Origin of the sequence: Microbacterium binotii (assembly GCF_021398715.1) — a bacterium.
Taxonomy (GTDB): Bacteria; Actinomycetota; Actinomycetes; order Actinomycetales; family Microbacteriaceae; genus Microbacterium; species Microbacterium binotii_A.
On record NZ_CP090347.1, the window covers coordinates 1,875,033 to 1,893,920 of the forward strand.

Consider the following 18,888-nt stretch of genomic DNA (forward strand, 5'->3'; position numbering starts at 1 on the left):
CTCAGCGCGCGCGTTCGTCGTCTTCCAGCAGACGGCTCAGGTAGTGAGCCACGGCGCGGACGGCCGCGAGGTTGCTGGAGTAGTCCATCCGGGTGGGTCCGAGCACGCCCACGCGCGCCTGACCTCCGGTCGTGTCGTAATCGCTGGCCACCACCGACGCCTCGACGAGTCCGAACGCCTCGTTCTCGCGTCCGATGGATGCGGCGAGCCCCTGCTCGTCGGCCACCATCTCGCCCATCAGACGCAGCAGCGTCACCTGCTCCTCGATCGCTTCCAGCAGCGGGTAGATGCTGCCGCGGAAGTCGCCCTCCGCCCGGGCGAGGTTGGCGGTTCCCGCCATGACCAGCCGGTCCTGCCGGAACTCGTCGAGCTCCTCGCCGACGGTGCGCAGGAGCGCGCCAAGGGCGCGGTCGGCCCGGCTGTCCGTCAACGTCTCGGCCAGAGCCTGCGCCACGCGTTGCGTGCCCTCGCGCACGGGCCGCCCGGTCACGAGTACCGACACCTGCGCACGGAGCGTCGCCACATCGGTCTCCTCGAGCGGCTCGGGCCCTGCCATCAGACGCTGCGACACCCGGCCCGTGTCGGTGACGAGCACGACGACCAGACGCGACCCGCCGAGGTGGACGAGTTCGACGTGCGTGATGCTCGCGCGCTCGAACGACGGATACTGCACGAGGGCGACCTGACCGGTGAGCTGGGTCAGCGCGCGGACCGTGCGCCCGAGCATGTCGTCCAGATCGGCCGGAGCCCCGAGGAAGGCGGTGATCGCCGAGCGCTGGGCACTCGTGAGGGGTCGCAGTTCGGCGAGGTGGTTCACGAAGACGCGGTAGCCCTTGTCGGTCGGCACCCGACCGGACGAGGTGTGCGGTGCGGTGATGAGCTCCTCGTCCTCGAGCAGCGCCATGTCGTTGCGGATCGTCGCGGCGGACACGCCGAACGAATGACGTTCGACGATCGACTTGCTGCCAACGGGTTCGCGCGTCTCCACGTAGTCCTGGACGATCGCCCGAAGCACATCGAGCCCCCGATCGCTGACCATGCGCACTCCCTCCTGGCACTCGAGGTCTGGGAGTGCCAATTCTAGCGCGCTCGCGAGGCGAGTCGCCGGTAGGCCGCCCGTAGACTCTCGAGAGGAGGTCGCATGTCGCATCCCGTCATCCACACCGAGACCGGAGTCGTATCCGGAACCCTCTCCGAGGGGATCGAGCGCTACCTCGGCATCCCCTACGCGAAACCGCCGGTCGGAGAGCGCCGATTCGCTCTTCCCGAGCCGGTCGCGGCCTGGGACGGCGTGCGCGAGACCACGGCGTTCGGACCCACATCGCCGCAGTCGCCCTATCCCGGGTTCGTCGGCGAGCTCCTCGCGTCGACGATCATCCCCGGCGACGACATCCTGACCGTCAACGTGTGGCGACCCGCAGATGCGGACGGCGCCGCGGTGATGCTGTGGTTCCACGGCGGAGCGCTCGAACGCGGCACGAGTGCCATCAGCACCTATGACGGCACACCGTTCGCGCGTGACGGCGTCGTCTTCGTGTCGGCGAACTATCGTCTCGGCGCCGAGGGCTTCTCGGTCCTGCCGGACGCGCCCCGCAATGTCGGGCTCGCTGATGCTGCCGAGGCCCTGCGATGGACCCACCGCAACATCGCCCGTTTCGGCGGCGATCCGTCGAGGATCACCATCTTCGGGGAATCGGCCGGCGGCGCCGTCGTCGCCGCGCTTCTCGCCCGTGAGGATCTGCGCCCGCTCCTCGCCGGGGCCATCATCCAGTCGGGACCGCTGGACGCCGAGACCGCCGAGCGCGCCGCCCGGCCGACCCAGGACATCGCACGCAAGCTCGACTCGCCCGCCACCGCCGAGGCCCTTCGAACGATCTCGCCGGAGCGACTCGTCGCGGCGAGGGACGAGCTGACGGCATCGTCCACGTTGCTGAAGGCCGCACCGGGCTTCAACGCGACCATCGATCCGGCGACGTTGCCGGAGACCCCGCGCCGCGCCCTCCTCGACGCCGACCTTCCGGTCATCATCGGCACCAACACCGACGAGTACCGCCTCTGGTACCCCGTGGCTGCGCTCGCGAAGCTCTCGCGCCGCACGTATGCACTTCTGGCGCTCGCGAAGCGTCTCCCACGAGGCGTATGGCGCGCGTACCGGCGGGCTTTCCCCGAAGCCTCTCCGGGAGAGATCATCGGACAGGTCCTGACGGATCTGGCCGTGCGACAGCCGGCGATCGAGGTCGCGCGCGCACGCAGGGCACCCACCTTCGTCTACGAGTTCGCCTGGCCGAGCCCGGTGCGTGATCTTCGCGCCGCGCACGCACTGGACATCGGCTTCGTCTTCGACGCGCTGGGCGACTCGGGCGCGATCACGATGGCCGGGACCGGCGCACCGCAGGAGTTGGCCACGCGCATGCACGCCGACTGGATCCGTTTCGCCGAGACCGGCGATCCCGGCTGGCCCGGGTTCCGGGACAGCCAGATCGTGCGCCGCTACGACACCTCGACGGAGGATGTGCCGCTGCCACGCGCGGAGGTGCTCGCGGCGCTCACCCGCTGAGTCAGTCGGTCAGCGCGCGGACGACCGCGTCGGCGAGCAGCCGGCCGCGACGCGTGAGCACGATGCGACCGCGCAGAGCGGTCGCGCCGTCGACGAGCCCGTCGGCGATGAGGCCGGCCACGGCGCTGCGCCGATCGCTCGGAACGACCTCGATCGGCAGACCCTCGCGGATGCGGGACTCCAGCAGGATCCGCTCGAGCGTGCGCGCCTCTTGGCCGGGTACCTCCCGGGCCGCCGCCGGCGACGAGCCCAGCGAGAGCCGTTGCGCGTACGCGGCCGGATGCTTGACGTTCCACCATCGCACGCCGGCGACGTGGCTGTGCGCGCCCGGACCGAACCCCCACCAGTCGGTTCCGCGCCAATACGCGAGGTTGTGGCGCGAGCGGTGGTCTGCGCCGCGCGCCCAGTTCGACACCTCGTACCAGTCGTAGCCCGCATCCGCCATCGCGTCGTCGACGAGCTCGTACATCTCCGCCTGCAGGTCGTCATCCGGCGCGGGCACGTCACCGGAGCGGATGCGGCGGGCGAGCTTCGTGCCGTCCTCGATGATGAGCGCGTAGGCGGAGAGATGATCCGGCTCCAGCGCGAGGGCGGCATCGACCGATGCGCGCCAATCGGAGAGGGACTCCCCCGGTGCGCCGTAGATCAGATCGACGCTCACGTCGAGCCCGGCCGCCCGCGCCCCCGCGACGGCCGCGGCGACGTTGAGGGGGTCATGCGTGCGATCGAGCGCGGCGAGCACGTGCGGGACGCTCGACTGCATGCCGATCGAGACGCGGGTCACTCCCGCCTCGGCGAGCTCGGCGAGGGACGCGGGAGTGACCGAGTCGGGATTGGCCTCGACCGTGATCTCGGCGTCCGGAGCGATGCCGAAGCCTTCGCGGACGGCGTGCAGCATTCCGCCCAGCGCGGCCGACGAGAGCAGGGTCGGCGTGCCCCCGCCGAAGAAGACGGTCTGCGCCGGCCGCGGGGCGTCTGCCAGCACCCGGGTCGCCAGCGCGATCTCACGGCTCAGGTCGTCGGGGTAGTCGTCGCGTCGGTGGCCGCGCAGCTCATCGGCCGTGTAGGTGTTGAAGTCGCAGTATCCGCAGCGCACACGGCAGTACGGGACGTGGATGTAGACCCCGAAATCGGTGCCCGGATCCACCACGGTGCCCTCGGGGAGAGCCCCGTCGGCGGGCGCGATGTCGCCGTCGGGAAGTACGGATGGGGCCATCAGGCGGGGGTCGTGTACATGGGTGAGATCGCGCGCAGATACCGGCCGAACAGCTCGCGGCGGCGGCGGCGCACGAGTGCGGGGAGAAGGCGGTAGAGCGGGGCCACCGGGCGATCGAATGCGCGAACGGTGAACCAGACCTCGTCGTCGCCGCGCCACTCGATCATGAACGATTCCTCGCCGCTCACCACCGAGTCGCGCACCGTGCCGAGCGCGAACCCGATACGGCGCTTCTCCTCGACCACGAAGATCACGCGCAGCTCGGCGTCGACGCGATAGCCGCCGACACGGCCGCGCACGTGCACCGACGAACCGGCGGCCACATACGGCGTTCCGTCCGCATCGAAGCGCTGGTCGGCGTCGAGGCGGCTCGGCGCGATGGGCTGGCCTTCGTCATCGAACGAGACGCCCGAGTAGCTCGGATCGGATGCGGGGCGCACCTCGGCGATCGAGATGCCGCCGTCACGGAGGGCACTCCAGGAGAGCAGCGCATCTCCCGCCGAGCGGAAGCGCTCCTCGCCGCTGCCGAGCTTCCACGACTCCTCGGCGGGGATGCTCTTCTCCGGCGGGTACTGGAGGAGGTCGGGAGCCTGCGTCGCCCCGACGGCGGCGTAGTCGACGGTCTCGTCCCGGAAGGTCCCACGGCGCATGGTCTCCAGCGTACCGAGCCGGCCTGGATGCACGATCCGAATGTGAATCCCCTACTTCTTCGTCTCGACGTCACCCGACAGCGCGGCGATGAACGCCTCCTGGGGCACCTCGACGCGTCCGACCATCTTCATGCGCTTCTTGCCCTCCTTCTGCTTCTCGAGCAGCTTGCGCTTACGCGTGATGTCACCGCCGTAGCACTTGGCGAGCACGTCCTTGCGGATCGCGCGGATGTTCTCGCGGGCGATGATCCGCGCCCCGATGGCGGCCTGGATCGGAACCTCGAACTGCTGACGAGGGATGAGCTTGCGCAGCCGCTCGGTCATCATCGTGCCGTAGGCGTACGCCTTCTCACGGTGCACGATCGAGCTGAAGGCGTCGACCTTCTCGCCCTGCAGGAGGATGTCGACCTTCACGAGGTCGGCGGTCTGGGACCCGGCCGGTTCGTAGTCCAGGCTGGCGTAGCCCTGCGTGCGGCTCTTGAGGTGGTCGAAGAAGTCGAAGACGATCTCACCCAGCGGCATGTTGTAGCGCAGCTCGACGCGGTCCTCGCTGAGGTAGTCCATGCCCAGCAGCGTCCCGCGGCGCGACTGGCACAGCTCCATCACGGTGCCCACGTAGTCCTTCGGCAGCAGGATGCCGACCTTGACGACCGGCTCGGAGACCTCGGCCACGCGGCCGTCCGGGTACTCGCTCGGGTTGGTGACGGTGACCGTCTCTCCCGTGTCCGTCATGACCTCGTACGTCACGGAGGGCGCGGTGGTGATCAGGTCGAGACCGAACTCGCGCGAGAGGCGCTCGGTGATGATCTCGAGGTGCAGGAGCCCGAGGAACCCGCAGCGGAAGCCGAAGCCGAGGGCGACGGAGGTCTCCGGCTCGTACTGCAGCGACGCGTCGGACAGCTTGAGCTTGTCGAGCGCCTCGCGCAGCTCCGCGTAGTCACTGCCGTCGATCGGGTAGATGCCCGAGAAGACCATCGGCTTGGGGTCGGTGTAACCGGGCAGCGCGTCGGTAGCGGGCTTGCGGTGGTTCGTGATCGTGTCGCCGACCTTCGACTGGCGCACGTCCTTCACGCCCGTGATCAGGTATCCGACCTCCCCGACGCCGAGGCCCTTGGTGGGAACCGGCTCGGGGCTGGATACGCCGATCTCGAGCAGTTCGTGGGTGGCCTTGGTCGACATCATCTGGATCCGCTCACGCGGCTCGAGCTTGCCGTCGACCATGCGGACGTAGGTCACGACGCCGCGATACGCGTCGTAGACGGAGTCGAAGATCATCGCGCGCGCCGGAGCCGCGGGGTCTCCGACGGGTGCGGGGATGCGCTCGACGATCCGATCCAGCAGCGCTTCGACACCCATGCCGGTCTTGCCGCTGACGCGGAGCACGTCCGCGGGGTCGCCGCCGATGAGTCCCGCGAGTTCGGCGGCGTACTTCTCGGGATCGGCCGCGGGCAGGTCGATCTTGTTGAGCACCGGGATGATCGTCAGGTCGTTCTCGAGCGCGAGGTACAGGTTCGCGAGCGTCTGCGCCTCGATGCCCTGCGCCGCATCCACCAGGAGGATCGCGCCCTCGCACGCGGCGAGCGATCGGCTCACCTCGTAGGTGAAGTCGACGTGCCCGGGGGTGTCGATCATGTTGAGCGCGTACGTGCCGTTCGCGTCCGACCAGGGCATCCGCACGGCCTGGCTCTTGATCGTGATGCCGCGCTCGCGCTCGATGTCCATGCGGTCGAGGTACTGCGCCCGCATGTCGCGGTCGGCGACGACACCGGTGATCTGCAGCATCCGATCGGCCAACGTCGACTTGCCGTGGTCGATGTGGGCGATGATGCAGAAGTTGCGGATCAGCTCGGGCGGAGTCGCGGACGGCTGCAGGGGCTTGAGGGCGCGCGGTGACATGTTCCGTCGATTCTACGGGGAGCAGCCGCCCGCCCGAGCCTAGGCTGGGGCGATGACGGTGCAGGTGGTCCTGGTGCACGGGATCCGGACGTCCGCTTCCATGTGGCGCGCCCAGCGGGAGAGCCTGACGGCCGCGGGCATGGGCGTGACCGCCGTGGACCTTCCCGGTCACGGCACGCGCATGGCCGAGCCGTTCACCCTCGACGAGGCGTTCGCGACGATCGACCGTGCCGTGCGCGTCGCGGCCGAGCGCGGGCCCGTTCTGTTGGTCGGTCACTCCATGGGCGGCCTGCTGTGCATCGAGTACGCGGGACGCGTCGATCCCCCGCCGATCGCCGGGTTCATCGCCGCATCCTGCACCGCGGTGCCGCGCGGGCTGGGACTGCGCATCTACCGGACGCTGGCCCGCGGCTTCGACGCGCTCCCCGATCGCGGGATGCGGCTGACCCGGTACGTGCTCTCCCGAACGCTTCCCGAGCACACTCGAGACGACTTCGGCGCGGGCGGATACGCCCTCGACGCCCAGGACGGCGCGCTCGCGCAGCTCGCTCGGCTCGACGTGTTGACGGCTCTCGCCCGCATCCGCGTCCCGCTGTGGTTCGTCAATGGCCAGTACGACCAACTGCGCGTCAGCGAGCGTCTCTTCCAGCGCATCGCGCCCCACGCGGAACTCATCGTCATCCCCCGCACGAGCCATCTCGTGTCGGCGATGCGCCCCGAGGCCTTCGACGCCGTGATCGCCCTCGCCGTCGCCACGATCGAGGCGGGCGCGAAGGACCCGGTCTGGTAGACTCCTTGTTTGGCTTGCGCGTGAAGGGTTTTCCCGCTCTTCACGACCGCCGCGAAGCGCCCCTCTACCGCTGACCGGCAACTTCCGAGCAGACTCCGAAACGAAAGTTCACGACACGTGGCAAACATCAAGTCGCAGATCAAGCGCAACAAGACCAACGAGAAGGCGCACGAGCGCAACAAGGCCGTCAAGAGCGAGCTGAAGACCGCGGTGCGTCGCACCCGCGAGGCCGTCGCCGGTGGCGACAAGGCTGCCGCCGAGAAGGCGCTCGTCACGGCTACCAAGAAGCTCGACAAGGCCGTCAGCAAGGGCGTCATCCACAAGAACCAGGCCGCGAACCGCAAGTCCGCGATCGCGAAGCAGGTCTCCGCTCTCTGAGCCGTTTCCTCCTCGAAGGCCCGTCGCTGTTGCGGCGGGCCTTCGTCGTTGTCGCGGAGGGGGTTCAGGCCGCGTAGGGAGCGCGCGTGGCGATGACCGTGACGAGGCGTTCGAGTGCGAAGACGGCGTCGCGGGAGCCGCCCTTGACCTCGGCGTCGGCGCGCGCGGTCGCCTGGATCGCAAGACCGAGCGAATCCTGGGTCCACCCCGACAGATCGCGGCGCGCCCGGTCGACCTGCCAGTCCTTCATGCCCAGCCGTGTCGCGAGCTGCCGGGACGGCTCGCGCGTACCGGCCACCCTGGCCATCGTGCGCAGCTTCATCGCGATCGCCGCGACCATCGGAACCGGGTCGGCACCGGAGTCGAGTGCCTGCCGCAGTGCGAGGAGCGCCTCCCCGTAACGACCGGCGATCGCCGTGTCGGCGACCGTGAAGGCGGAGGTCTCCACGCGTCCGCCGTAGTACCGCTCGACGATCTGCTCGGTGATGTCGCCCTCGACATCGTTCACCAGCTGCTGGCAGGCGGCGGCGAGCTCCGTCAGATCGTCGGAGAACGCACCGACCAGTGCGCGCAGGGCGGCGGGCACGATGCGTCGGCCCGCCTCGCGGAACTCGCTCGCCGCGAAGTCGTACCGGTCGGAATCGCGCTTGATGGCGGGGCACGCCACCTCGACGCCTCCGCCGGATCCGGACCTGATGGCTTCCAGCAACTTCTTGCCCCGCACACTCGCGCCGGTGTGCCGCAGGACGACCGTGGCACCCTCCTGCGGGTTCTCCAGGTAGGCCAGGGCCTCCGAGAGGAACGCGTCGGAGCACTTCTCGACACTGCGGATGCGGACGAGTCGCGGCTCGCCGAACAGCGACGGCGCGCTCACGGACAGAAGCGTTCCGGCCGAGTAGTCGGAGGCGTCGATGTCGGAGATCTCGAGGCTCGGGTCTTCGGCGCGCAGGTAGTCGCGGAGTCTTGCCGTGGCACGCTCCGCGCAGACCTCCTCCGGGCCGGAGATCAGCACGATCGGCGCCGGCTCCGGGGTCCGCCACGACTGCTGCGGGATCGCACTGCGTGTCGGGGTGGACTTTCGGATCGCCATCCTCCCAGCCTACCGAGGGCGGCCGACGCCGCCTCCGTCCGCTCCCGCCAGACCGTCGTGCGCCCGTCGTCCATCCCCACGAGGATGAGACCGTCGAGGTCGGTGCGCGCCACCGTCGTGCCCTGGGCCGAGAGGATGTCGAGGATCGCCGCCCGCGGATGCCCGTAGTCGTTGCCCGCACCCACGCCGATCAATGCGAGCGCCGGAGCGACCTGACGCTGCAGCCCCGCATCCTGATCCGCCGATCCGTGATGCGCGACCTTGAGGACCTCGTACGGCCCTCTCAGCTCTCCGCTCGCGCGCAGCGCCCGCTGCGCGTCGCCGCCGAGGTCCCCCAGCATGAGCGTGCGCGGCACCCCGCCGCCCCCGATCTCCACGACGATGCTCGCATCGTTGCCCGGCACCACGGCGTCTGCCGACGGCCACAGGATCCGCCAGCGGGCGGCTCCCAGCACTCCCCCCATCCCCGCGGCAGCGGCGACGACATCCCGCGCCCCGACCGCGAGCGCCCGCGCGGCGTCGCGCTCGTCCGCGGGACCGTGCATCAGGAGACCCACGGGTGCCGGAACGCCGTCGAGCCCGCCCACGTGGTCGATGTCGAAGTGGGTGAGCACCAGAAGGTCGATCCGCGTGATCCCCAACCTCGCGAGACAGGAGTCGAGAGCCTCGGGTTCGGGGCCGGTGTCCACGAGCATGACCGCGCCGGCGGAGCGGACCACGACGGCGTCGCCCTGCCCGACGTCGCACATGGCGACGCTCCACTCCTGTGGCGTCGTGAGCGGTACCACGACGGAGTCGACCACCAGGATCCCCACCATCGCCGCCGCAACGGATGCGGTCATCACGGCCGAGAGTGCGCGGGTGAGGCGAGCGATGCGTGTTCGTCCCGGCGGCAGCAGGAGGACCGTGCCGGCCGCTGTCACCACGACGAGGCCGACGAGCCCGGGGAGGCCTTCCGCCCACGCGAGCGTCCGCGCGGGCAGCGTGTCCACAGCACCCGCGATCCCCGCGATCCACGCCGCGGGCACCCAGGTGAGGGCACTCAGTCCCGCCTGCAGCACGGGCACGGGACCCGCGAGGCACGCTGCCAGCCCGAGTACGGTGGCGACCGGGGCGGCAGGGGCCGCGAGGAGGTTCGCCGGCACGCCGTACACGGCGACACCGGTGCTGACGAGCACGATGAGCGGAGCGCAGACGAGCTGCGCCGACAGCGGTACGGCCAGCGCCAGGGCGAGAGACGCCGGCAAGAACCTGCCGAGCCCCCGCGCGAGAGGCGGGGCGAGCACCAGCAGCGCGCCCGTGGCCGCCGCCGACAGCGCGAACCCCAATGACAGCGCCAGCCACGGATCGGCGGCCAGCAGCACGCACACCGCCAGGGCGAGGAGGGCGAGTCCGCTTCCCCGCCGTCCGAGCAGCAGCGCGAGCATCGCGATCGCGGACATCGTCGCCGCACGGATGACGCTGGGCTCGGGCGTGACTAGGCCGACGAAGCCCGCGAGCGCCGACAGCCCGGCGATGACACGCCCCGTGCGACCGATTCCGCACCGCGCCGCGAGGAGGAAGGCGAGCCCGACGACGATGGCGCAGTTCGCCCCCGAGACGGCGGTGAGATGGGTGAGGGATGCGGCGCGCATCTGCTGCTCCAGCTCGGCGTCGACGGCGCCGGTGTCTCCGACGGCGAGGCCCGGGATGAGGCCGGCGCCCGGTGCGGGCAGCCCTTCCGTCGACGCAGCGAGACGTTCGCGCAGCCAGGCGGATGCGGCCGACACCCCCTCCGGCGCCCGTACCAGCTCGACCCGCTCCGCCCGCACGACGAGCGCGGCACGGTCGCCCGGCTCCGCCGCGAAGGCGCCGCCGTCGATGCGCACGACAGCGCCGATCTCGGCCCCGTCGGGACGCTCCGACATCAACACCGTGACCGGCACCCCGGCGGCGACCGGCTCGCGACCGGCCGACGCCGACACCGTGAGCGCATCCGTCCGATAGCCGAGCGCGGTCGTCTCGATCTTGCCGACGACCGAGAACTCACCGCCCACCTGGTGGCCGTCGCCCACCTCGATCGCGGCGGCGCGGGGCGGATCCTGCACGGCCACCGACATCGCCGGCATCGCCCCCATCAGCAGGGCGAGCGTCACGAGAGCCCACATGCGCGCCCACCCCGGTCGCCCGATCAGCGCCGCGGTCAGCGCGGTCGCCACGGCACCGCCGCCGCAGAGCAGAGCCAGCACCGGCGCCGCCGCCGAGTGCGTGATCGCGACAGCGGCGACCATCCACGAGAGAACCCCAGCGGGCACGAGCCGCCACGCGCGCCGGTCCATCACACGGTCACGAGATCGCGGAGCCCGGCGAGCATCTTCTCGCCGATCCCCGGCACGCCGAGCAGATCGTCCACACTCGTGAACCGGCCGTTCTGCTCCCGCCAGTCCACGATCCGCTGCGCGATGGCAGGGCCGACGCGCGGCAACTCGTCGAGCTGCTCCACGCCCGCGGTGTTGAGGTTGATCGGACCGCCACCGGCGCTCTCGCCCCCGGCCGCTCCTGCGGGAGGCGCCTGCCCCAGCTCGAGCACGACGAGTTGCTCGCCGTCGCTGAGCGGTCGGGCAAGGTTCACCGCCGCAGCGTCGGCGTTGTCACCGAACCCACCCGCCGCCGAGATCGCGTCGGCGACCCGCGAACCCGACGCGAGGACGTAGAGTCCGGGCGCGGCCACCGCACCCGAGACGTGCACGTAGACCTCCGCGGTCTCGTCCGCTGCAGTCGGTGTCGGCACCGGCGCCGGCGGCGGCACCGCCGCACTCCGAAGCACCCCCACCACCACCGTCACGGCCAACACGAGCAATGCCAGCACGACGACGGCGCCGACACCCAGACGCACACGTCCTGCGGCATCGGGTGCGGGCTTCACACACCCACGCTAGGAACGTGCGTCCTGGTCCGAACGCGAGAACCCCCGCGGTGTGCATGCACCGCGGGGGTTCCTCCGATGGGGAGAGCAGCTCGCTCAGCGCGTGCTGAAGCTCACGACCTTCGGCGGACGAACGATCGCCCGGACGATCTCGCGCTCGCCGAGCGCGCGCTGCACGCGCACGTCCTCGCGCGCCAGCCGCTCGAGCTCCTCGCCGCCGACCTTGGCCGACACCTCCAGCGTCGCGCGCACCTTGCCGTCGATCTGGACGACAGCGGTGACGGTGTCCTCCACCAGCAGCGTGCCGTCGGGCTGACGCCACGATGCGAGACCGACGGACGGCTCGTAGCCGAGCTGTGACCACATCTCCTCAGCCGTGTGCGGCGCGAACAGGTCGAGGATCATCGCGGTGGCTTCGGCGGCCTCGCGGACGGCGGGGTCCGCCGCGCCCGCGCCCGAGTCGATCGTCTTGCGCGTGGCGTTGACGAGCTCCATGAGACGCGCGACGACGACGTTGAACTTCGTCTGCTCGATGAGGGAGGGCGCATCCGCCCACAGGCGGTGCGTGACGCGGCGCAGCGCCGTGTCGCCCTCGGCCCACACCGCATCCGTGGGGCTGGAGACCTCGCCCGCGATGCGCAGCGCACGCGCGAGGAACTTCGTCGCGCCGGTCGTCGAGACGTCCTTCCAGTCCTTGTCGTCCTCGACGGGGCCCGCGAAGGCCAGTCCGACGCGCAGCGCGTCGGCGCCGTGGGCGTCGAGCTCGTCCTGGAACAGCACGAGGTTGCCCTTGCTCTTGGACATCTTCGCGCCGTCGAGGATGACCATGCCCTGGTTGATCAGGCTGGAGAAGGGCTCGGTGAAGTCGACGTAGCCCATGTCGTAGAGCGCCTTGACGATGAACCGCGCGTACAGCAGGTGCAGGATCGCGTGCTCGACGCCACCGATGTAGAAGTCCACCGGCGCCCACTTCGAGGCCTCGCGACCCGAGAATGCGGCGTCGGGATCCCCCGGCGACAGGAAGCGCAGGTAGTACCAGGAGCTGTCGACGAAGGTGTCCATCGTGTCCGGGTCACGACGCATGGGCTCGCCGGTCTCCGGGTCGCTCGCCTGCACCCACTCGGTCGCGCCCCCCAGCGGCGAGGTGCCCTGCGGCAGCAGGTTGAGCCCCTCGGGGTCGGGCAGGCGCACGGGCAGCTGGTCGTCGGGCACCGGAACGATGCGGCCGTCGTCGCCGTGCAACATCGGGATGGGGGTGCCCCAGAACCGCTGGCGCGAGATCAGCCAGTCCCGCAGGCGATAGGTCTTCGCCGCGCGACCCGTCCCGGCCACCGTGAGCTCCTCGATCGCGCGCGCGATCGCGTTGCGCTTGCTGAGACCGTTCAGGCTGCCCGAGTTGATGAGGCGGCCGTCTCCGCTGAGCGCGACACCGGTGCGCACCGGGTCGATGTCGTCAAGGGTGTCGGTGCCCTCGAGCGGGTCGATCGGGTTGCCGTCGGCGTCGAGCTCGATGACCGGCACGGCACCGGTGATGGGTGCCGTCGTGTCGACGACGATCTTCACCGGCAGATCGAACGCACGCGCGAAGTCGAGGTCGCGCTGGTCGTGCGCCGGCACGGCCATGACCGCGCCGTGACCGTAGTCGGCCAGGACGTAGTCGGCCGCCCAGATCGGCAGTCGTTCCCCGTTGATGGGGTTGATCGCGTAACGGTCGAGGAACACGCCCGTCTTCGGCCGGTCGGCGTTCTGACGCTCCACATCCGTCGTCTGCTGCACCTGGGAGAGGTAGGCCTGGAAGCGCTCGCGCGCCTCGGGACCGGCTCCCGCCGCCAGCTCCGCCGCGAGGTCGGAGTCGGGGGCGACGACCATGAAGGTGGCGCCGTGCAGCGTGTCGGGGCGCGTGGAGAAGACCGTGACCTTCTCGGCGCGCCCCTCGATCTCGAAGTCGATGTCGGCACCGATCGAGCGGCCGATCCAGTTGCGCTGCATCTGGATGACCTTGTGCGGCCAGAAGCCCTCGAGCTGGTTGAGGTCGTCGAGCAGCCGGTCGGCGTAGTCCGTGATCCGGAAGTACCACTGCGTCAGCTTCTTCTTGACGACCACCGCGCCGCAGCGCTCGCAGTGCCCGTCGATGACCTGCTCGTTGGCGAGCACCGTTTGATCGTGCGTGCACCAGTTGACCGGGCTCTCCTTGCGATACGCCAGGCCACGCTCGTAGAGCTTCTGGAACAGCCACTGGTTCCAGCGGTAGTACTCCGGGTCGCTCGTGTGCAGGACACGGCTCCAGTCGAAGGAGACGCCGTAGGCCTTGAGGCTCTCCTTCTGCTGCGCGATGTTGTCGTACGTCCAGGTGACGGGGTTCGCGCCGCGCTTGATGGCCGCGTTCTCGGCCGGGAGACCGAAGGAGTCCCATCCGATCGGGTGCAGCACGTTGTAGCCGCGGTGACGCCAGAACCGCGCGACGATGTCCGAGTAGAGGTAGTTCTCGGCGTGCCCCATGTGCAGGTCGCCGGAAGGGTACGGGAACATCGCGAGCACGTACTTGCGCGGGCGGGTGTCGTTCTCGCCGCCGGCGCGGAACGGGTCGCTTTCCGCCCAGCGCTGCTGCCACTTGTCCTGGATGGCGTGGGCGTCGAAGCCGCCGTCGGCGGACGCGCCTGCGGTGTCGGTCGAGGTCGTAGACACAGAGGGACCAATCGTGGAGTGTCGGGAAGGTGCGCAAGGCGCAAATTTCAGGATACCCGACCCCTAACCACCCCAGTCGGCCGGGAGCCTCGCCCCTGCGGCCCGCAGCGGCGCCGTGGCCTTGAGCGCCACCTCCGCGACCTCGGCGGCGACGTCGGAGGACCAGGTGATCCCGCCGCCCGCGCCCACATAGGCGCCCCCTGGGTGCACGACGAGGGTGCGGATCGTCATGGCCAGATCGAACGCCCCGTCCTCTCCCACCCAGCCGGCACAGCCGGAGAAGGCGCCCCGGGGCGCCCCTTCGATGCCGTTCAGCAGTGTCATCGCCGACAGTTTGGGAGCTCCCGTCATGCTGCCCGCGGGGAAGACCGCCGCCAGCATCTCCCCCAGCGTGATTCCCGGATGCGGCACCCCGCTGACCGAGCTCACGAGCTGATGCACGCGCGGATACGTCTCCACCTCCAGAAGACGGTCGACACTCACCGTCGCCGGGTCGCACACGCGCGCCAGGTCGTTGCGCATGAGGTCGACGATCATGACGTTCTCGGCGCGCTCCTTCGGGTCGGCCGCGAGCTCGGCGGCGAGGGCGGCGTCGGCCTCGGGAGTCGCACCGCGCGGACGCGTGCCCTTGATCGGATGCGTGCTGACGCGTCCGTCGCGCGCGAGCAGGAAGCGCTCCGGACTCGCACCCGCCAGCGCGATCCCGCCGCTTCGGAGCAGGAGCCCGTGATGCGAGGGGGTGTCCGATCGCAGCGCCGCGTAGGCGTCGAGCGCGTCGACCTCGCCGGCCACATCGAATCGCGTCGTGAGACACAGCAGGTACGCATCCCCTCGGCCGATGGCCTCGATGGCGGTGCGGATGTCGTCGGCATAGCGGAGCGCGTCGACCCGCGCGGTCGCCGCGCCCCGATCCGGAACCGCGACCGGAGCGACCGGAGACGCCGACGCGATGCGCTCCGCCCAGGCTTCGGCGTCGTCGCCGCTGACCCAGGTCGCGCCGGCGGCGTGGTCGAACGTCACGAGGGTGCGCACCCTCATCCAGCTCTCGCGAGGCATGTCGTCGGCGGCGACCGGCGCGCCTGCTGCATCCGCACCGCTCTCGTACGAGAGCCACCCCACCCAGCCGTTCCGGAACGGTCCGGCTGGATGCGGCGCAGCACCGCCCGTCGCGAGCCTCACCGATCGGATCTCGGCGCCCTCGACCGGGATGCCGCATCCGATCCAGCTGTAACCGGCGCCGGCACCGGGCCCCGCGTCGAGCCAGAACGTGTGGTCGCGCTCGGCGAACAGTGCGTGGACGGCTGCGGGATCGTTCGCGCCGTGCACGCGGATGGGAGCAGCGGGCACGCTCCCAGGCTAGCGACACCGCGAGCCTCTAGGCTCGACGGCGTGAACGATCTGCTCACCGCGATCCTCGATGCCGTGCGCGAGGTGGATCCGGTGCTGCGCGTCATTCTCGCCGGCGTCGCCATCATGCTGGAGACGAGCGTCCTCGTCGGACTCATCGTTCCGGGCGACACGATCGTCATCGTGGCGGGCACCGCGGTCGCCACGCCCCTGGAAGGCGTTCTCCTCGGCGCTGCCGTCGTGCTCGGGTCGCTGATGGGCGAGACGCTCGGATATATCCTGGGCCGCTATCTGGGCCCGTGGTTGCGCCGGTCACGCCTCGGGCGACGCATCGGCGAGGAGAACTGGGCGAGGTCGGAGCGCTACCTGGAACGCCGCGGCGGGCCCGCCATCTTCATCTCCCGTTTCCTGCCGGTGCTCCACTCGCTCGTGCCGTTGACGGTCGGCATGGCGCGCTTCCCGTATCGCCGGTTCCTCGCGTGGACGGCGCCCGCATGCATCATCTGGGCGAGCCTCTACATCGGTGTCGCGGCGGCCGCTGCGGGCACGTACCGCGAGCTTTCCGCGCGCATCCACTACGCGGGCTACATCTTCGTCGCCATCATCGTGGTGTTCGTCGTGCTGGTGTTCATCGGAAAGAAGATCATCGAGCGGGTCGAGCGTCGGCACATGGCCGAGCCCGCGTCCACCCCGGAGCCCCGCGCGACGGACGTGGAAGACTGAGGGCGTGGCCGAATCTTCTCGTCCGACCCGTTCCGACAAGATCCTCTGGATCGCCCGACTCGAGCGCCGATTTCACGCGTGGCGTGAACGGGGCGCCCGTCGTCGTGGGCGCACACCATCGGTGGCGGCCTTTCCCGGCTACGGTTCCGAGCGCTGGGTGCGGGTGCTCGCACGCGTCGTGATCCCCCCGGTCGGCCGGGACAAGGGCGAGTACGCAGGCATCCGCGGATGGCGGAGCTTCGCCGCAATCCCTGTCGCGTACGGTCAGGTCCGAGTCACCGTGGGTAGCGAGACGCACGACGTCGTCGCCGACCGCGGCGGCGTCGTGGACGTGGTGCTCCCGGCGACCCTGGAGCCGGGCTGGCAGACGCTCACGGCGCAGGTGGAGGGCGGGCAGACCACCACGCTGCGCGTGTTCATCGTCTCCGACGGCGCCAGGTTCGGTGTCGTGAGCGACATCGACGACACGGTCATGGTCACCGCCATCCCCCGTCCGATGCTTGCGGCGTGGAACTCCTTCGTCGTCAACGAACACGCGCGGCAGCCCGTCCCCGGGATGTCGGTGCTGCTCGAGCGTGTGACGCGCGAGCATCCCGGCGCCCCCCTGGTCTATCTGTCGACGGGCTCGTGGAACGTCGCCCCGACACTCACCCGTTTCCTGCGCAGACACCTCTTCCCCTCCGGTGCGATGCTGCTGACCGACTGGGGGCCGACACACGATCGATGGTTCCGCAGCGGGCGCGCGCACAAGTCGACCAATCTCAGCCGACTTGCGCAGGAGTTCCCCGACATCCGCTGGCTGCTCATCGGGGACGACGGGCAGGCCGACGATGCGATCTACACCGAGTTCGCGGGCGCGCATCCCGCTAACGTCGCCGCCGTCGCCATCCGCCGTCTGACGCCCGCAGAAGCCGTGCTCGCCGGTGGCCGGACGGCCGTGAACGACCACTCCGCCGCGAGCGTGCCGTGGGTCAGCGGCGACGACGGAGCCGAACTGCTCGATCGGCTGGAAGAGGCCGGTGTCGTACGCCCCGGCGTAGGCTGACCGGCATGTGTGGTCGGTTCGTCGTCGCCAATGTCGCGTCGGAGCTCGTCGGAGTGCTGCGCGTCGACACGATCAACCCCTCGCTCCCTGCGCCGTCCTTCAACGTCGCACCGATGAGCACGGCGGCCATCGTGCTGGACTCCGCCAAGACCGAGCCGCCCACGCGGCGACTGGAGCCCGCGAGGTGGGGCCTGGTGCCCGCGTGGGCGAAGGATCCGAAGATCGGGGCCCGCGCCTTCAACGCCCGCGCGGAGGAGCTCGAGGAGAAGCCCATGTTCCGCGGTGCTCTCATCAAGCGCCGCGCCGTCGTCCCGACGACCGGCTACTACGAGTGGAAGCAGCTCGCCGACGGCAAGGAGCCGCACTTCATCCACCCGGCCGACGATTCGCCCCTGTTCCTGGCGGGGCTGTACGAATGGTGGAAGGACCCGAGCAAGGGCGATGACGACCCCGACCGCTGGCTGCTGAGCTTCACCATCCTGACCCGCGACGCGATCGGCGCCCTGGGTTCGATCCACGACCGGATGCCCCTCTTCCTCGACGCCGACTTCGCCGATGCGTGGCTCGACACCGACACGGAGAACGTCGGCGACATCCTCGATGCCGCCATCGACGCGGCTCCGGATCTCGCCGAGACCCTCGAGACACGGGTCGTCTCCCCCGCCGTCGGCAACGTGCGCAACGACTCGCCCGCGCTGATCGAACCCGCGTGAGCGCCGCGACGTCCCTCCTCACGCCGGAGACCGTCCTCAGCAGCGATGACTGGCGCTCCCGTGAGCGCCGTCACGTCGAACGGGCCGATGCGCTCACCGCCGGACGTCGTGCCCGCGTCGCGCGGGGCCAGACGCATCCCGTCGAGGACTTCCTCTTCACGTACTACGGCTACAAGCCGGCGCTGCTGCGCCGCTGGCATCCGGGTACGTCGTACGCGCTGGCGGATGCGGCGCACGAGGCCCGTGCCGATTGGCGCTGGTACGTCAGCGACGAGAACCACGCCCTGCGCGTCGATGCGCGCGCGTTCGCCGCCGAGAAGAGGCTCCTCCTCACCGGCGTCGCCGCGATCCTGGAAGGCGCGCGCGGGCGGAGCGCGCAGTACGGCTGCTTCGGTATGCACGAGTGGGCGATGCTCTACCGCTCTCCAGCTCCCCGCCATGCGGTGCCGTTGCGGCTGGGATCGGCGGGCACGGACGCGGTGGTCGAATCGCATGAGCTGCGGTGCACCCACTTCGACGCCTTCCGCTTCTTCACCGACGATGCGGCGCCCCGCAACCGTGTGCTGCTCGCGCGCGACACCCAGTCCGCCCACGAGCAGCCGGGCTGCCTGCACGCGGGCATGGACCTCTACAAATGGGCGGTTAAGCTCGGTCCGCTCGTGCCCGGGCACACGCTGCTCGACGCGTTCGAGCTCGCCCGCGATATCCGGGCGCTCGACATGCGCGCCTCGCCGTATGACCTGCGCGACTGGGGTTACGAACCCGTCGCCGTGGAGACGGCGGAAGGCAAGGCCGCGTACGTCGCCGAGCAGCGGGCGTTCACTCTCCGGGCTGAGCCGTTGCGCGAGCAGCTGCTCGCCCACATCCGCTCGGCGTCGGCAGCCTGAACACGC

At 70.3% G+C, this 18,888-nt stretch carries 16 protein-coding genes; 7 read left to right on the plus strand and 9 right to left on the minus strand.

Annotation, left to right across the window (positions count from 1 at the left end; all coding sequences use genetic code 11):
- Nucleotide 1 precedes the first annotated feature (1 nt).
- Nucleotides 2-1,039, minus strand: a complete 1,038-nt coding sequence (gene hrcA / locus LXM64_RS09425; RefSeq protein WP_137416838.1) for a heat-inducible transcriptional repressor HrcA — start codon at nt 1,037-1,039, stop codon at nt 2-4.
- A 102-nt stretch (nt 1,040-1,141) separates the two neighbouring features.
- Here hrcA and LXM64_RS09430 point away from each other — a divergent pair, with 102 nt between their 5' ends.
- Nucleotides 1,142-2,557 (plus strand): carboxylesterase/lipase family protein, encoded by a 1,416-nt coding sequence (locus tag LXM64_RS09430; RefSeq protein WP_234072997.1) that lies wholly within the window; start codon nt 1,142-1,144, stop codon nt 2,555-2,557.
- A 1-nt stretch (nt 2,558) separates the two neighbouring features.
- On the opposite strand, the gene hemW is transcribed toward LXM64_RS09430, so the two are convergent.
- From hemW to lepA, 3 genes are read right to left on the minus strand one after another with little or no spacing between them, the layout of a single operon-like run.
- On the minus strand, nt 2,559-3,773 hold the full coding sequence (gene hemW, locus LXM64_RS09435) for a radical SAM family heme chaperone HemW (RefSeq protein ID WP_234072998.1): 1,215 nt from the start codon (nt 3,771-3,773) through the stop codon (nt 2,559-2,561).
- Nucleotides 3,773-4,423 carry a DUF1990 family protein gene (locus LXM64_RS09440; RefSeq protein WP_234072999.1) on the minus strand — a complete coding sequence of 217 codons (651 nt, stop codon included), beginning with the start codon at nt 4,421-4,423 and terminating at the stop codon, nt 3,773-3,775. Before LXM64_RS09440 ends, hemW begins: the two co-directional genes overlap by 1 nt.
- Before the next feature lie 51 nt (nt 4,424-4,474).
- Complete coding sequence (lepA, locus tag LXM64_RS09445; RefSeq protein ID WP_234073000.1) at nt 4,475-6,319, minus strand: translation elongation factor 4; 1,845 nt, start codon at nt 6,317-6,319, stop codon at nt 4,475-4,477.
- A 52-nt stretch (nt 6,320-6,371) separates the two neighbouring features.
- Here lepA and LXM64_RS09450 point away from each other — a divergent pair, with 52 nt between their 5' ends.
- Entirely contained in the window at nt 6,372-7,109 is a 738-nt protein-coding gene (locus LXM64_RS09450) for an alpha/beta fold hydrolase (protein ID WP_234073001.1), read from the plus strand.
- Nucleotides 7,110-7,226: 117 nt separating this feature from the next.
- Nucleotides 7,227-7,487: a 30S ribosomal protein S20 gene (gene rpsT, locus LXM64_RS09455; protein ID WP_137416832.1), complete on the plus strand. Its 261-nt coding sequence runs from the start codon at nt 7,227-7,229 to the stop codon at nt 7,485-7,487.
- 64 nt (nt 7,488-7,551) lie between these two features.
- Here rpsT and holA read toward each other — a convergent pair whose 3' ends face one another.
- From holA to LXM64_RS09480, 5 genes are all read right to left on the minus strand, one after another.
- Nucleotides 7,552-8,577 carry a DNA polymerase III subunit delta gene (gene holA / locus LXM64_RS09460; protein ID WP_234073002.1) on the minus strand — a complete coding sequence of 342 codons (1,026 nt, stop codon included), beginning with the start codon at nt 8,575-8,577 and terminating at the stop codon, nt 7,552-7,554.
- Nucleotides 8,493-10,847 (minus strand): ComEC/Rec2 family competence protein, encoded by a 2,355-nt coding sequence (locus tag LXM64_RS09465; protein ID WP_234073003.1) that lies wholly within the window; start codon nt 10,845-10,847, stop codon nt 8,493-8,495. Before LXM64_RS09465 ends, holA begins: the two co-directional genes overlap by 85 nt.
- A 47-nt stretch (nt 10,848-10,894) precedes the next feature.
- Nucleotides 10,895-11,482, minus strand: coding sequence for a ComEA family DNA-binding protein (locus LXM64_RS09470; RefSeq protein ID WP_234073004.1), 588 nt, complete (start codon nt 11,480-11,482; stop codon nt 10,895-10,897).
- A 96-nt stretch (nt 11,483-11,578) separates the two neighbouring features.
- On the minus strand, nt 11,579-14,167 hold the full coding sequence (gene leuS, locus LXM64_RS09475) for a leucine--tRNA ligase (RefSeq protein WP_234073005.1): 2,589 nt from the start codon (nt 14,165-14,167) through the stop codon (nt 11,579-11,581).
- 63 nt (nt 14,168-14,230) lie between these two features.
- Nucleotides 14,231-15,514, minus strand: a complete 1,284-nt coding sequence (locus LXM64_RS09480; protein ID WP_234073006.1) for an anthranilate synthase component I family protein — start codon at nt 15,512-15,514, stop codon at nt 14,231-14,233.
- A 42-nt stretch (nt 15,515-15,556) separates the two neighbouring features.
- On the opposite strand from LXM64_RS09480, the gene LXM64_RS09485 reads away from it, so the two are divergent.
- The 4 genes from LXM64_RS09485 to LXM64_RS09500 are packed head-to-tail and all read left to right on the plus strand — an operon-like array spanning nt 15,557 to nt 18,882.
- Nucleotides 15,557-16,237: a DedA family protein gene (locus LXM64_RS09485; RefSeq protein ID WP_234073007.1), complete on the plus strand. Its 681-nt coding sequence runs from the start codon at nt 15,557-15,559 to the stop codon at nt 16,235-16,237.
- A 4-nt stretch (nt 16,238-16,241) separates the two neighbouring features.
- Nucleotides 16,242-17,282, plus strand: a complete 1,041-nt coding sequence (locus LXM64_RS09490) for an App1 family protein (protein WP_234073008.1) — start codon at nt 16,242-16,244, stop codon at nt 17,280-17,282.
- 5 nt (nt 17,283-17,287) lie between these two features.
- Nucleotides 17,288-17,995, plus strand: a complete 708-nt coding sequence (locus LXM64_RS09495; RefSeq protein WP_234073009.1) for an SOS response-associated peptidase — start codon at nt 17,288-17,290, stop codon at nt 17,993-17,995.
- On the plus strand, nt 17,992-18,882 hold the full coding sequence (locus LXM64_RS09500; protein ID WP_234073010.1) for a 3-methyladenine DNA glycosylase: 891 nt from the start codon (nt 17,992-17,994) through the stop codon (nt 18,880-18,882). The genes LXM64_RS09495 and LXM64_RS09500 overlap by 4 nt, the downstream gene beginning before the upstream one ends.
- Nucleotides 18,883-18,888 lie beyond the last annotated feature (6 nt).

Excerpts from the sequence above, each read along its gene's own strand:
- LXM64_RS09465 (WP_234073003.1), bottom strand. The coding sequence starts at position 10,847 with ATGGTCGCCGCTGTCGCGATCACGCACTCGGCGGCGGCGCCGGTGCTG.
- lepA (WP_234073000.1), bottom strand. The coding sequence starts at position 6,319 with ATGTCACCGCGCGCCCTCAAGCCCCTGCAGCCGTCCGCGACTCCGCCC.
- hemW (WP_234072998.1), bottom strand. The coding sequence starts at position 3,773 with ATGGCCCCATCCGTACTTCCCGACGGCGACATCGCGCCCGCCGACGGG.
- LXM64_RS09440 (WP_234072999.1), bottom strand. The coding sequence starts at position 4,423 with ATGCGCCGTGGGACCTTCCGGGACGAGACCGTCGACTACGCCGCCGTC.
- LXM64_RS09450 (WP_234073001.1), top strand. The coding sequence starts at position 6,372 with ATGACGGTGCAGGTGGTCCTGGTGCACGGGATCCGGACGTCCGCTTCC.
- holA (WP_234073002.1), bottom strand. The coding sequence starts at position 8,577 with ATGGCGATCCGAAAGTCCACCCCGACACGCAGTGCGATCCCGCAGCAG.
- LXM64_RS09430 (WP_234072997.1), top strand. The coding sequence starts at position 1,142 with ATGTCGCATCCCGTCATCCACACCGAGACCGGAGTCGTATCCGGAACC.
- hrcA (WP_137416838.1), bottom strand. The coding sequence starts at position 1,039 with ATGGTCAGCGATCGGGGGCTCGATGTGCTTCGGGCGATCGTCCAGGAC.
- LXM64_RS09495 (WP_234073009.1), top strand. The coding sequence starts at position 17,288 with ATGTGTGGTCGGTTCGTCGTCGCCAATGTCGCGTCGGAGCTCGTCGGA.